Annotated in this window: 12 protein-coding genes; 3 read left to right on the forward strand and 9 right to left on the reverse strand. The window is 59.1% G+C overall.

Features of this window, described 5'->3' with window-relative positions:
* Window positions 1–13 precede the first annotated feature (13 nt).
* Window positions 14–1,930: a phosphomethylpyrimidine synthase ThiC gene (thiC, locus tag QIT27_RS01700; protein ID WP_285262697.1), complete on the forward strand. Its 1,917-nt coding sequence runs from the start codon at window positions 14–16 to the stop codon at window positions 1,928–1,930.
* A gap of 58 nt (window positions 1,931–1,988) precedes the next feature.
* On the opposite strand, the gene QIT27_RS01705 is transcribed toward thiC, so the two are convergent.
* From QIT27_RS01705 to QIT27_RS01725, 5 genes are all read right to left on the reverse strand, one after another.
* Window positions 1,989–2,174, reverse strand: coding sequence for a CsbD family protein (locus QIT27_RS01705; RefSeq protein ID WP_159341408.1), 186 nt, complete (start codon window positions 2,172–2,174; stop codon window positions 1,989–1,991).
* Window positions 2,175–2,278: 104 nt separating this feature from the next.
* Entirely contained in the window at window positions 2,279–3,382 is a 1,104-nt protein-coding gene (locus tag QIT27_RS01710; RefSeq protein ID WP_502875168.1) for a DUF2955 domain-containing protein, read from the reverse strand.
* The gene (locus QIT27_RS01715; protein ID WP_253016913.1) at window positions 3,372–4,433 is read right to left on the reverse strand and encodes an HlyD family secretion protein; all 1,062 of its coding nucleotides are present in this window, start codon (window positions 4,431–4,433) and stop codon (window positions 3,372–3,374) included. The genes QIT27_RS01710 and QIT27_RS01715 overlap by 11 nt, the downstream gene beginning before the upstream one ends.
* Window positions 4,434–4,613: 180 nt before the next feature.
* Window positions 4,614–5,123 (reverse strand): porin family protein, encoded by a 510-nt coding sequence (locus QIT27_RS01720; protein WP_285262699.1) that lies wholly within the window; start codon window positions 5,121–5,123, stop codon window positions 4,614–4,616.
* A gap of 130 nt (window positions 5,124–5,253) precedes the next feature.
* A complete protein-coding gene (locus tag QIT27_RS01725; RefSeq protein WP_285262700.1) occupies window positions 5,254–6,174 on the reverse strand; it encodes an EamA family transporter in 921 nt (306 codons plus the stop codon).
* 152 nt (window positions 6,175–6,326) lie between these two features.
* On the opposite strand from QIT27_RS01725, the gene QIT27_RS01730 reads away from it, so the two are divergent.
* Together QIT27_RS01730 and pta are read left to right on the forward strand one after the other, a co-directional pair.
* Entirely contained in the window at window positions 6,327–7,511 is a 1,185-nt protein-coding gene (locus tag QIT27_RS01730) for an acetate/propionate family kinase (protein WP_285262701.1), read from the forward strand.
* Window positions 7,508–9,691, forward strand: a complete 2,184-nt coding sequence (gene pta, locus QIT27_RS01735) for a phosphate acetyltransferase (RefSeq protein ID WP_253016903.1) — start codon at window positions 7,508–7,510, stop codon at window positions 9,689–9,691. Before QIT27_RS01730 ends, pta begins: the two co-directional genes overlap by 4 nt.
* A gap of 96 nt (window positions 9,692–9,787) precedes the next feature.
* Here pta and cyoE read toward each other — a convergent pair whose 3' ends face one another.
* Genes cyoE through cyoB form a run of 4 tightly spaced genes read right to left on the reverse strand, consistent with a single transcriptional unit; the run spans window position 9,788 to window position 13,635 of the window.
* A complete protein-coding gene (gene cyoE / locus QIT27_RS01740) occupies window positions 9,788–10,711 on the reverse strand; it encodes a heme o synthase (protein ID WP_253016901.1) in 924 nt (307 codons plus the stop codon).
* Window positions 10,669–10,995: a cytochrome o ubiquinol oxidase subunit IV gene (gene cyoD / locus QIT27_RS01745; RefSeq protein ID WP_044629017.1), complete on the reverse strand. Its 327-nt coding sequence runs from the start codon at window positions 10,993–10,995 to the stop codon at window positions 10,669–10,671. Before cyoD ends, cyoE begins: the two co-directional genes overlap by 43 nt.
* A 1-nt stretch (window position 10,996) precedes the next feature.
* Window positions 10,997–11,608: a cytochrome o ubiquinol oxidase subunit III gene (cyoC, locus tag QIT27_RS01750; protein WP_285262702.1), complete on the reverse strand. Its 612-nt coding sequence runs from the start codon at window positions 11,606–11,608 to the stop codon at window positions 10,997–10,999.
* Entirely contained in the window at window positions 11,608–13,635 is a 2,028-nt protein-coding gene (gene cyoB, locus QIT27_RS01755; RefSeq protein WP_285262703.1) for a cytochrome o ubiquinol oxidase subunit I, read from the reverse strand. Before cyoB ends, cyoC begins: the two co-directional genes overlap by 1 nt.
* Window positions 13,636–13,637 lie beyond the last annotated feature (2 nt).

Raw genomic sequence — 13,637 nt, forward strand, 5'->3', positions numbered from 1 at the left:
CAAGGAAACCGTCATGACCAAGACCGTCAAAAGTAAAACCGCGCACTTTTTAGCCGAAACCGCCCAGGTAGATGCCGCCGCCGTGGCCCCGCTGCCCGGCTCGCGCAAGGTGTATGTGGAAGGCTCGCGGCCGGATATTCGCGTGCCGTTTCGGGAAATCACCCTCTCGCCCACGAAAACCAGCGGCGTGGATGAACAAAACCCACCATTGCTGGTGTACGACACCTCCGGCCCCTACACCGACCCCAGCGCCAACATCGATTTGCGCCAAGGCCTGCCAGAACTGCGCCGCGCCTGGATCGAAGAGCGCAACGACACTGAATTTCTGGACGGACCTACCAGCCAGTACGGCCAGCGCCGCGCCAACGACCCCACGCTGGCTCAGCTGCGCTTTGATTTAAGCCGCACCCCGCGCCGTGCTAAAGCGGGTAAAAACGTGACCCAGCTGCACTACGCCCGACAGGGCATTATTACGCCGGAAATGGAGTTTATCGCCCTGCGGGAAAACCAGCGGCGCCAAACGTTAGGTACCACTGAGGTGGAGCGCATTCTGGGCCATCAGCATGCAGGCCAGAGCTTTGGTGCCAGCCTGCCCAAAGAAATTACCCCGGAGTTCGTGCGCGATGAGGTGGCGCGTGGGCGGGCGATTATTCCCAATAACATCAACCATCCGGAAAGCGAGCCGATGATCATTGGCCGCAACTTCCTGGTGAAGATCAATGGCAACCTGGGCAACTCGGCGGTCACCTCTTCCATTGAAGAGGAAGTGGACAAGATGACCTGGGGCATCCGCTGGGGCGCGGATACCATCATGGATCTCTCCACTGGCCAGAACATCCATGAAACCCGCGAGTGGATCATCCGCAATTCGCCGGTGCCGATTGGTACGGTGCCCATTTATCAGGCGCTGGAGAAGGTCAACGGCATTGCCGAAAACCTCACCTGGGAGATCTTCCGCGATACGCTGATCGAGCAGGCGGAACAGGGGGTGGATTACTTCACCATTCACGCGGGGGTGCTGCTGCGCTACGTGCCGCTCACTGCCAACCGTGTCACCGGCATTGTGAGTCGTGGCGGTTCCATCATGGCGAAGTGGTGCTTGTATCATCATCAGGAGAGCTTCCTGTACACACACTTCGAGGAGATCTGCGAGATCTGCAAGCAGTACGATGTGGCGTTCTCGCTGGGCGACGGCCTGCGCCCCGGCTCCATTGCCGATGCCAACGACGAAGCGCAAATGGCGGAGCTGAAAACCCTGGGCGAGCTGACTCACATTGCCTGGAAGCACGATGTGCAGGTGATGATCGAAGGCCCCGGCCATGTGCCCATGCACCTGGTGAAGGAGAACATGGATAAGCAGCTGGAGTACTGCGACGAAGCGCCCTTCTACACCTTGGGGCCGCTGGTGACGGATATCGCCCCCGGCTACGACCACATTACCTCTGGCATTGGGGCGGCGATGATTGGCTGGTTTGGCTGCGCGATGCTTTGCTACGTCACGCCGAAAGAGCACCTGGGCCTGCCCAATAAAGACGACGTGAAAACCGGCATCATCACCTACAAGATTGCTGCCCACGCGGCGGATTTGGCCAAAGGCCACCCAGCGGCGCAGCGCCGTGATAACGCGCTCTCTAAAGCGCGTTTCGAGTTCCGTTGGGAAGACCAGTTCAACCTGGGCCTAGACCCGGACACCGCGCGGGAATTCCACGATGAAACCCTGCCGAAGGACTCCGCTAAGGTGGCGCATTTCTGCTCCATGTGCGGGCCGAAGTTCTGCTCGATGAAGATCAGCCAGGAAGTGCGCGACACTTACCGCGACCGCGCCCCTGAAAACGCCAGCGAAAGCGATGCCGAAGCCGTGAAGCGCGGGATGCAGGAGCAGGCGGAGAAGTTCCGCCGGGAAGGGAGTGCGCTGTATCAAGAGGTGTAGCCCTTAAACACAACAACCGGAGCCAACGGCTCCGGTTGTTCGTTCTGCGCCACAAGCACTACTTTTTCTTCTTGGCGCCTTCTTTGGCATCGCCCTTGCCTTTTTGCAGTTCGCCTTTGGCCTGTTGGGCTTTACCTTTGGCTTCGGTTTTGCTGCTACCGGTGGCCTTGCCTGCTGCTTCTTTTACTTTACCGGCGGCTTTGTTGGCCGCACCTTTCGCTTTATCTTCTTTGCCACTTGCCATGACGAACACCTCTAATCCGTTAGTAGGGAAATAGTCGCACACCAAGTATGTAGCTACGTTAGCGCCGACTCCCTTTCAGAGTAGCTCTTTGTTAAAAAGTTGCCTCAACTTCTTTCGGGCAAGCGCGTGGGCTCCCAGCGGTTCAGAAGATAATGCAAACAGATCATTACCGACAGCGTGCCGATCAGCGCCACGCTCATGGAAGAGAAGCGGTAAAGCGCGCTGTAGACTAGATCTTGCTGCGGCCCTAACGACTGACCAAACAAAATCCCCATCGTGGTCAGCCCACCAAACCCAATGCCTGAGCCACCCCCTTCCAAGATATGCTCCCTGGCAAACAGCATAAGTCCCAGCCAATAGAGCAGAATCACCAGCAGAAAATGGTGGCTTTGGGTGTAGAGCGCTAGCTGCATCACCAGTGCGAGATTACAGCCCAGCAGCGTGCCCACCGCACGTTTTGCTGCCGATGCCTGCGCGCCGAAATAGCCCAGCGTGAACAGAATCAAGATGGTGGCCATTTGCGCTGAGAGCGAATCGCGCAGGTCAAACACCTGAAACACCACAAACGAGAGCGTGGCGGTGATGCCGCCAATCAGCGTTTCATGGCGGATTTGTGCCACCGTTTTACTGCCTCTGGGCGGCGGCTGGCGTGGCTCTACATCGGGAAACAGGGTGTACATCAGCATGGCGATGAACACCGCCAGCACGCTGGCCATGAGATTACTGGCCAACAGATCACTTAAATCCACCCCTGGATAGCTAGCAAAGTGCAGCAGAATACTGAGCGTCAGCACCCCGTTGGCACCAAACAGAAACAGCGGGCCTTTGGCCATCACGTTAAAGCGCAGCAGAAACAGGCCAAGCACCACCAGCGTCATCACCACGGGCATATGTTTTAACAGCCCAACGACCAAGCTGACTTCCAGCACGTTGAGGCTCACGTTGGAGAGAAACTGGCGAATGATCGAGCCATTTAACACCGGCACCAAGCCCAACAAAAACATCGGGAAGACGGTAAAGAAGACGCCGTAGTTCCATCCCATCAGTTGGCTGATGATAAACCCCAACGTGCCACCACCCGCGACTCGTAGGCACTGGCGCAGCCCGTTCTGGCTAAGCGCCGAGGGAACCGGTGCCGAACGAGTGGCGGGTGTCGCCGAGCGTGACTTTGAATTAGCCAACGATCTCGTCAACCGTCTAATAAACATAGTGCAGCCAGCTAATAAGATGCGCCTGCAGCCAAGCAAACGGCTTGGCCAAGGCATGCTCGCCGGGCACTAGTTGTACCGTGGCCCGCGCGCCGCTGGGCGGGAGTTCTTCCAGCGGTTCATCCAGCACGACGTGAATACGCACTCGCTGGGCGTCGCGCACCCAGCGGTCAGAGGTAGGAATATCCACCAGTTGCCCGTCGGCGGCCTGCTGCCCTTCTCGCACACCGGCATCGAACGCGCTCACGTGGCCTGCAAAAATACGCCCCGGCAGCGCATCGAAGACGATCTTTGCGTCATCACCAGGGGCCACATGGCGCAGGCTTTTTTCGCGAAAATCAGCCACCACGTCGACATTGCTGGCCACCAGCGCCACGGCTGGCTGGCCTGCCTGCACGTAATCCCCCGGCTGGAGCTGAAGGTTCGTCACTTCCCCCGCTTCCCGCGCTCTAACCGTGGTACGCGCGATATCCAACTCGGCCTTCTCCAGCGCATTGTTAGCCTGGCGCAGCCGTAAGTTGGCATCGCCCTCTTCGCCTAGCTGTACTTCCAAACTATCGATTTGCGCGCGAGCGGATGCTACGGCAGCTTGGGCCGTATGCTCAGCGGCCACTTGCTGTTCATACTGCTGGCGGGAGATACCCTGCCGGCCCAAAAGCGCCTCGGCGCGGCGGCGCTCACCGCTGCGCTCGTCAAACGTGGCCTGAGCTGATGCCAGCGAGGCCCGCGCCGCCGCCAGTTCGGCGGTTAGCCGAGCGTTCTCCTGCTCAGCTTGCTCGCGATTCAACTCCGCCTGCTGCCGGGCAAGCTCGAACGGTGCCGGGTCCAGCCGAAACAGCACATCACCCGCTTCTACCCGCTGGTGGTCACGCACCACCACGTCTTTCACCGGCGCGCTTAGCTCCGGCGCAATCCGCGTCACGGGCCGCATCGCCCGCGCCTCCGGGGTCATGGGCATAAAACTATCGGCGAGTAAGAAATAAACAAACAGCACCACAAACGCCGCCAGGGCTATTTTCACCCAGCGGGTAAATCGTTGATCAGGGGTCATTAGCGTTTCTCGTTCACTGTTCCCAAACGGTCATGGCCCTTGGGTCGCGTTAGATGGAATACTTTAGTCTAACAAACTTATTAGCACGCTAACAATATGGATTGAAAAAACCCGCTGCCGAGTCTTTGCTCAGTCAGCGGGGTCGTATTCCCTTGAAGCAGCGCTTAGCGCGCTAGAACATCAGAAGCGGTAGCGAAGGCCTATACTGGCCGCATCAAAATCGTAGGCGGATTCGTCCAGGTAGCGCATGTAATCGGCCCCAACGGAGACGTTCTGCGCAATGTCCATTTCGGCACCCGCACCGTAAGAGAGGCCGCTTTCGCGATTATTGCTGATCTCGACTTCGGAGAAACCCGCAAGGCCATAGAGACGGAAGTTGGGCGCCACGGGGATGATGCCTTTGGCATACGCACCCGCTAGGTGGTCTAGATCGGCACCGCGATCCGAGCCGCCGGTGCCCAGGTGGCCTTCCAGGGCGAAGTAATCATTGAACTGAGCACCGCCGCGCAGGCGCAGGCCGACGTCATCGCGGGAGTCGCCGCGCTCAGGGTTCAAGCTCCAAAACATGGCATCGCCACCCACGTATCCTTGTGGATATTGAAAGGACTCTTGGGCTTGGGCGGATGCCGCAAACGATCCTGCACCTACCAGAAGCGCTGCGGAGGTCAGTGATAAGACGGTCATCTTCATGGGGATCACCTCAGTTAAAAAACAGTGTTTCCTTACACTTCGAAGTGTGGCCCGGCCCCCTGAAGAACGCAATTCCCCCGCTCACGCTTGCATCGAGTTTCCTTTTTTCTTGCGCTGTTCATGACGTTTTCTAGCGCCCTTTTGACAGGCTCAGTACGACGATGCCCCCGACTACCACCGCGCCACCCACGAGCTGGCTAGGGCTGAGCATTTGCCCAAGCACCAGATAGGCAATTAGCAGCGACGCCACCGGCTCGAAATTCATCACCGGCGCGTTGCGGGCCATATCCAACCGAGGCACGAAAATAAACAGAATCGAGAACCCGCTGCCGTAAAGCAGCGCCAGCAGCGTTAGCCCTACCCAGCCGGTGCTATTGTCCGGCAAGCTCATACCGCCCGGCACCGCCCCTAAAAACCCACCAATAATCATGGCGATAAACACGGTTTGCATGGTCAGCAGGCTGCGCAGCGTGCTGCCTACCCCGGCCAAACGATGCTCGGTCACCCACAGCGCACAGGCAAACGCGAACGCGGCAAATAACCCAAAGCCAATGCCTGCCAGCCACTCCGACCCCATCGCATCGGCGTTGGCCACCCAACTGGGGATATCCAGCACCACCAACAGGCCAATCAAAATAGTGCCCATAATCAGGCAGCTACGCAGCGATGGCCGAGGCCCGCCCAGCGCCCAGCTAATGAGCGCCAGTTGAATAGGAAAGGTATTCACTAGCAGCAGCGCAATCACCACCGGCAAGCGCGCCACAGCGGAATATAAGCTGACACTTTGCAGGGTAATAAGAAGCCCCACCGCGAGCTGCCAGCGCCACGCTCCCGGAGGCAGCCAAAGGCGCTTTTTCTGAAGGATGACCAAGGAGAGCAGAATCAAGCAAGCCACGCCTGAGCGCATCAATACCGCCAGAAGCAGCCCCGTGCCGTTATCAAACGCCAACCGAGCTGAGACGTGGTTCGCAGCGAACATCGTCGCCACCGTCATCATCAGCAGAATGGCAAGATGACGGGGTAATAGGTTGGGGCTAGAAATCGAGGACATAGGAACAAAAGGGCTCACGATGGGTTATATAAGGAACAGGATGCCGACATTTTACATAGAAGGCTAACTAAATTCTTCGCTGATTTTCCGCGTCGCAGCATGTTAAACTAAAGTCTATCCCCTTACCTCCTAACTACGTTACAAAGGTTGTTATGAACGCACCGGTGCTGGTTATTAACTGTGGCTCTTCTTCTATTAAATACGCTTTGATCGATGCTGACCCGCAGGCACCACGCTTAGCCGGGCTAGCGGAGCGCTTAGGCAGCAGCGACGCCCGCTTGAAAGGTAAAAACAGCGCCGGTGAAAGCTTTACCCAGCCGCTGCCGAATGCTGACCACGCCGAAGCCCTCAACGCCATTTTGCAGCGCTTGGAAGGCCGCGTGCCGGGTGCCGTGGGCCACCGTATCGTTCACGGCGGCGAACACTTCACCCAGGCTGCCCTCATTGATGACAGCGTCATCGAGGCCATCGAAACCACGGCAGCTTTAGCACCGCTGCATAACCCCGCTAACCTGGCGGGCATTGCTGCAACTCGCAAGGTGTTTCCAGAACTGCCCCAAGTGGCCGTGTTCGATACCGCCTTCCACCAAACGCTGCCGCCCCGCGCCTACCGTTACGCATTGCCGGAAGCGCTGTATACCGAGCACGGCATTCGCCGCTACGGTTTCCACGGTACCAGCCACGCCTTTGTGAGCCAGCGCGCTGGCGAGCTGAGTAGCCGTGGCGCGGGCGGCTGGCTGACGGCCCACCTGGGCAACGGCTGCTCTACCGCAGCGGTGTGGAACAACCAGAGCCTGGATACCAGCATGGGCCTGACCCCGCTGGAAGGCTTGGTAATGGGCACCCGCAGCGGCGACGTTGACCCCGGCCTGCATGCGCATCTTCACCGTCAGCTAGGCTGGTCGGTAGACGAGATCGACAATGTGCTCAACAAGCAGAGCGGCCTGCTGGGCCTTTCTGGCCTGACCAACGATATGCGCGAAGTAGAAGACCAAGCCATGGCCGGGCACCCTGGCGCCAAGTTGGCGTTAGACGTGTTCTGCTACCGCATCGCCAAGTCGCTGGCCGCGCTCTCCTGTGCACTGCCTACGCTTGATGGCGTGATCTTCACCGGTGGCATTGGCGAAAACTCGCCTATCGTACGTCGTGAAGTGCTGGCCCTGCTGCCCCACTTTGGTTTCAGCTTAGATGAAGCGGCCAACGAAGCCACCATCCGTGGCAAAGAGGGCAAACTGGATAGCGCCGGTCACCAAGGCCCGGAAGTGTGGGTAATCCCCACCGATGAAGAGGGCCGCATTGCCATGGAAACCCGCCACTGCGTGGAGACCCCTGAATGAACAGCTCCCCCGAGCAACCGCAAGCCATTCTCCTGGTACCCACCAACGTTGGTGCCGGGCTAACGTCCGCTTGCCTTGGTTTGATTCAAGCGCTCGACACCATCGGCTTGAAAGCCGGTTTTTTAAAGCCGTTCATGCAGAACGAGCTGAACGGCCCCGGTCTGGATCGTTCCACGGCGCTGGTATCGCGCACGCTAAGCCAGCGCCCGCCCTCGCCCATTTCCCAGGCGCGTTTAGAGCGACTGCTGCGCGACGACCAAACCGACGAGCTGATGGAAAACGTCATCGAGCTCTACGAGCAGGTGGTGCAGCAGGCCTACCGAGACGGCAGCGCGCTGGATCTGATCGTGGTGGAAGGCGTGGTGCCGACTCAGCACACCACCTATGCCACCCAAACCAATGCGCAGCTCGCTCATGCGCTAAACGCGCGAATCATTCTGGTGGGCACTGGGGACCTCAACGAACCCCAGGCGCTGGCCGAAGAGTTGGATATGCACGCCCGCAGTTTTGGCGGCGTTAGCTCTAGCCGCACCCTGGGCGGCATCTTGATGCGCATGAAGAACCTGCCCTACGGCCAGGAAGATGACCTTTCGGCCGCGCCGGGCACCATCAAACCGCAGCTGGAAGAGCCGGTACTCAACGAGCTGCGCCGCTACTCCCCGGCGCTGGCTACTGACCGCTTCCACCTGATTGGCGTAGTGCCTTACAGCAAAACGCTGAGTGCCCCGCGCACGCTGGACGTGGCCCGGGCGCTGAATGCCAAGGTGCTCAACGAAGGCGAAGCCGCCAGCCGCCGCGTGCTCTCTACCAGCCTGTGCGCTCGAAGTGCGGCCAACGCGCTGCATATCTTCACGCCGGGCAGCTTGGTCGTGGCCTCCGGCGACCGTGACGATGTGGTGCTGGCCTCCGCGCTGGCGACCATGAACGGCACCCAGCTGGCGGGCGTGCTGCTCACCAACGGCTTCTTGCCCAACGAGGGCATGATCGAGATGTGTCGCCCGGCGCTGAAAACCGGCCTGCCGGTGCTGGCGGTAGAAACCGACAGCCTGACCACGGCGCAAAACCTGAGCCAGCTCAGTACTGAAATCCCCATGGATGACTTCGAGCGCGCCGAGCAGGTGGCCCGCTACGTGGCTGCCCACATGGATTTGGAGTGGCTGAAAGCCAAGCTGAGCCGTGGCTACACCCGCCGCCTTTCGCCCTCAGCGTTCCGCCACCAGTTGGTGAAGCTCGCTCAGCAGGCCAAAAAGCGCATCGTGCTGCCGGAAGGCGACGAGCCGCGCACCATCGAGGCGGCAATCATCTGCCAGCGTCGTGGCATTGCCGACTGCGTGCTGTTGGGCAAACGGGAAGATATCGAGAGCGTCGCCCATCACCGTGGCCTCACGCTGCCCGATGCGCTGACCATCATCGACCCGGAAAGCACCCGCGCCAGCTACATTGGCCCGATGGTGGAGCGCCGTCGCGGCAAGCTCAACGAGCTGACCGCCGAAGCGCAGCTTCAAGATAACGTGGTGCTGGGTACCATGATGCTGCAGCTCGATGAAGTGGATGGCCTGGTGTCCGGTGCGGTTCACACCACTGCCAACACCGTTCGCCCGGCGTTTCAGCTGATCAAAACGGCCCCTGAGTACAATCAGGTATCGTCGATCTTCTTCATGCTGCTGCCGGAACAGGTGGTGGTGTACGGCGACTGCGCGGTGAACCCAGACCCGGACGCCGAAACCCTGGCAGAGATCGCCCTACAGAGCGCCCGCTCTGCCGAGGCGTTTGGCATCGAGCCGCGCGTGGCGATGATCAGCTACTCCACCGGCGACTCCGGCACCGGCGCGGATGTGGATAAAGTGCGCGAAGCCACTCGCATTGCTAAAGAGCGCGCGCCGCATCTAGCCATCGACGGCCCGCTGCAGTACGACGCCGCTGCCATCGAGAGCGTAGGCAAGCAGAAAGCCCCCGACTCTCCCGTGGCGGGCAAGGCCACCGTGTTCGTGTTCCCCGACCTCAACACCGGCAACACCACCTACAAAGCGGTGCAGCGCAGCGCCCGCGTGGTGAGCGTTGGCCCGATGCTGCAAGGTCTGAACAAGCCGGTGAACGACCTCTCCCGTGGCGCGCTGGTGGACGACATCGTCTACACCATCGCTCTCACCGCGATTCAGGCCAGCCAGCGGGAAAGCTAGCCACTCGCCGTGTGCCATACGCGCTAAAAAACGCACCGAACAGTGAACTGTTCGGGGCGTTTTAAGTTTTGCGTCAGGTTGAATCGTTAGGATGTATCACGCCCACATGGGCACCATGGCTTCCAGCACCATCACTAAGCTCATGGCGGTAATGGTCAGAATCGAGACGCCGAACACCTTCTTCGCCCAGCGAACGTCGTCCTCTAACCGGTAGCCGCATAGCGCCAGATAAAGCCAGTAACCACCCATGGTGAGCGCTACACATAGGTAGCCTGCGCCTGCTTGGCTAGCCAGCACCAGCGCCAGTGACGCAGGAATAAACGCCACGATATAGCCCAGAATATGGTGCTTGGCCCGCTTAATGCCGTGCACCACCGGCAGCACCGGGATGGAGGCGCGACGGTAATCCGCATAGCGGAAAATCGCGATAGCGTAGGAGTGCGGCATCTGCCACAGGCAGAAAATCACTAGCAGCATAAACGCGCCGCTGTCGAACTGTCCTGTGACCGCGCAGTAGCCCACCACCGGCGGCATCGCGCCGGAAAGGCTGCCCACCAGCGTGCCGTACTCGGAGTGGCGCTTCATATAGAGGCTGTACACTCCCACATACACGCCCCAGCCGATTACTGCCAGCGCCACCGTCAAACCGTTAGTACCCAGCGCCAAACAGACCACGCCGGCCACCCCCAACAGCGCCGAAATCCCCAGCGCCTGGGTGATCGAGATGCGGCCCTTGGCCAGCGGGCGATGGCGCGTACGCGCCATCAGTGCGTCAATATCCCGATCAATCACGTTGTTGCAGGCGCAGCCCGAGGCGATGACCAGGGCAATGCCCATCATCACCGAGGCAAAGGTGACCCAATCGAAGGTGCCGTGGGCGGCCAAAAAGTAGCCGCCCAAGGTCGCAATCAGATTGCCACCGATGATCCCCGGCTTGGTGAGCGCCAGCACGTCGCGCCAGCGGCTCGGTGCCACGTTCAGCCGATCATCATGTTGAGATGCAGATGCTGCATGATCCATAACGAGCCCCCTACCACCAGGACGAGTATCGTCAGTGTGAAAACGAAGGACATGACGTTCCAGCCTTCGTCGGCCTTGGTATTCATATGCATAAACATGACCAGCTGAACCAAAATCTGCAGCACGGCTGTTATAGCGATGACCACCACCGTCGTGGCGGTGCTTAACGCACCGCTCATAACGACCGCGAACGGAATCACGGTTAGCACTAAAGATAGCAGAAGCCCCGTCACATACGATTTAACGCTGCCGTGGGATGACGTTGAAGATGATGAATGGCTCATGTCACAGCACTCCCATCAGATAAACGAACGAGAACACGCAGATCCACACGATGTCCAGGAAGTGCCAAAACAGGCTGAGGCACAGAATCCGTGGACGCGTCATCGGGGTGATGCCCTTGGTCGAAAGCTGCACCAGCATGACCAGAATCCACACCAAACCCACGGTGACGTGAAGGCCGTGGGTGCCGACCAGGGTAAAGAACGACGAAAGAAACGCGCTCTGATCAGGGCCGTAGCCCTGATGAATCAGATGCTGAAACTCGTACACTTCCATGCCGACGAACGCGGCACCCAGCAGGAAGGTGATCGCCAGCCACGCTTTTACTTGGCCGACGCGCTCGGCGCTCATCGCCAGCACGCCCATACCAAAGGTGAAGCTACTGAACAGCAGCAGGAAGGTTTCCACCAGCACGAAGGGCAGCTCGAAGATATCCGCCGCCGTTGGGCCGGCAGCCGTGCCTTTCATCAGCACGGCGTAGGTAGCGAACAGTGACCCGAAGATCACCAGGTCACTCATCAAGTAGACCCAGAAGCCAAACACTTTCGTGCCGGTCGCGTCGTGGTGCTCATGGGGCTCGGCTGCGGCGCCATGATGTAGGGTATCGGTGGCCATTACACTCGTGCCTCCACATAGTTGGTCTGTTCACGATCAGACGCTGCGCTACTCGGCGCAGAGGTTTTGCGCTTTTCGTGCTCGCGCTCGATGCGCGCCACTTCAGCGGCGGGCACGTAGTAGTCGATATCTTCGTTGAATACACGTGCTAGGAAACTTACCACCGCACCCAGCGCGCCGACGGCGGCCAGCCACCAGATATGCCACACCAGCGCAAAGCCTAGAATCAGCGCGAAGAAGCTGATGACCGGCCCCGCCACGGTGTTACGCGGCATGTGAATATCGGTGTAGGGCGCTTCGTCCAACTGCTCGTTACCCCGCTGCTTTTGCGACCAGAAGCTGTCGATGTCGCCGACTTCTGGCAGGCGAGCAAAGTTGTAGAACGGCGCAGGCGACGAGGTCGACCACTCCAACGTGCGGCCATCCCAGGGGTCGCCGGTCAGGTCGGCATTCAGCTTGCGGTCGCGGATGCTGACCCAGAACTGAATGATGGTGCAGGCAATCCCCATCATGATGATCACGGCACCTACCCAAGCCAGAATCATCCAGGGTTGCCACTCAGGATTCGCGTAGGACTGCATACGGCGCACGGCACCGAAGAAGCTCAGCACGTAGAGCGGCATGAACGCGACGTAGAAGCCGATAAACCAGCACCAGAACGAGCGCTTGCCCCACTTCTCGCTCAGCGTGAAGCCGAATGCTTTGGGGAACCAGTAGGTCAGGCCCGCCATCATGCCGAATACCACGCCGCCAATGATCACGTTATGGAAGTGGGCAATGACGAACAGGCTGTTGTGCAGCACGAAGTTAGCCGCCGGGAGCGCCAGCATCACGCCAGTCATACCGCCTAGGGTAAAGGTGATGATGAAGCCCAGGGTCCACAGCACCGGCGAGGTCAGCTCAAGGCTGCCGCGGAAAATGGTAAACAGCCAGTTGAACACCTTCACCCCGGTGGGGATGGCAATGATCATCGTCATGATGCCGAAGAAGGCGTTCACGTTGGCGCCAGCACCCATGGTGAAGAAGTGGTGCAGCCACACGATAAACGACAGCAGCGTGATGGCCACCGTGGCCCAGACCATGGTTTTGTAACCAAACAGACGCTTGCGCGCGAAGGTGGCGATGACTTCAGAGAACACGCCAAAGGCCGGCAGAATCAGAATGTACACTTCCGGGTGACCCCAGGCCCAAATGAGGTTGACGTACATCATCATGTTGCCGCCAAAGTCATTGGTGAAGAAGTGCATACCGAAGTAGCGGTCAAGGGTTAACAGCGCGATGGTCGCGGTCAGAATCGGAAACGAGGCAATAATCAGGACGTTGGCGCACAGCGACGTCCAGGTAAAAATCGGCATGCGGAACAGGGTCATGCCTTTGGTGCGCATTTTCAGAATGGTAACGAAGAAATTAATGCCGGTGAGCGTGGTGCCTATCCCGGATATTTGCAGTGCCCATATCCAGTAATCGACCCCCACCCCAGGGCTAAACTCTATCCCCGATAAAGGCGCGTAAGCGAGCCAGCCGGTTTTGGCGAACTCCCCTACCACGAGGGAAATATTGACCAAAATCGCCGACACGGCGAACAGCCAGAAACTCAGGTTATTCAAAAACGGGAAAGCAACGTCGCGGGCGCCGATTTGCAGGGGCACCACCAGGTTCATCAGACCGATGACCATGGGCATCGCAACGAAGAAGATCATGATCACGCCGTGGGCGGTAAAGATCTGATCGTAGTGTTCAGGAGGGAGATAACCTGCGGCCCCACCGGCCGCCATGGCCAGTTGCGTCCGCATCATGATCGCATCGGCAAAGCCGCGAAGCAGCATGACCAAGGCCACCACGAAGTACATGATGCCGAGCTTTTTGTGGTCGACGGAGGTAAACCACTCGTTCCACAGCCAGCCCCATTTACGGTAGTACGTCAGTGCGCCCAGTAGCGCGGCACCCCCAATCGCCATGAAGGCGGCAACGACCATAATGATCGGTTCGTGATACGGAATTGCTTCTAACGTGAGTTTTCCAAACATGC

This window comes from Halomonas sp. LC1, assembly GCF_030247125.1.
In the GTDB taxonomy this organism is placed as follows: domain Bacteria; phylum Pseudomonadota; class Gammaproteobacteria; order Pseudomonadales; family Halomonadaceae; genus Vreelandella.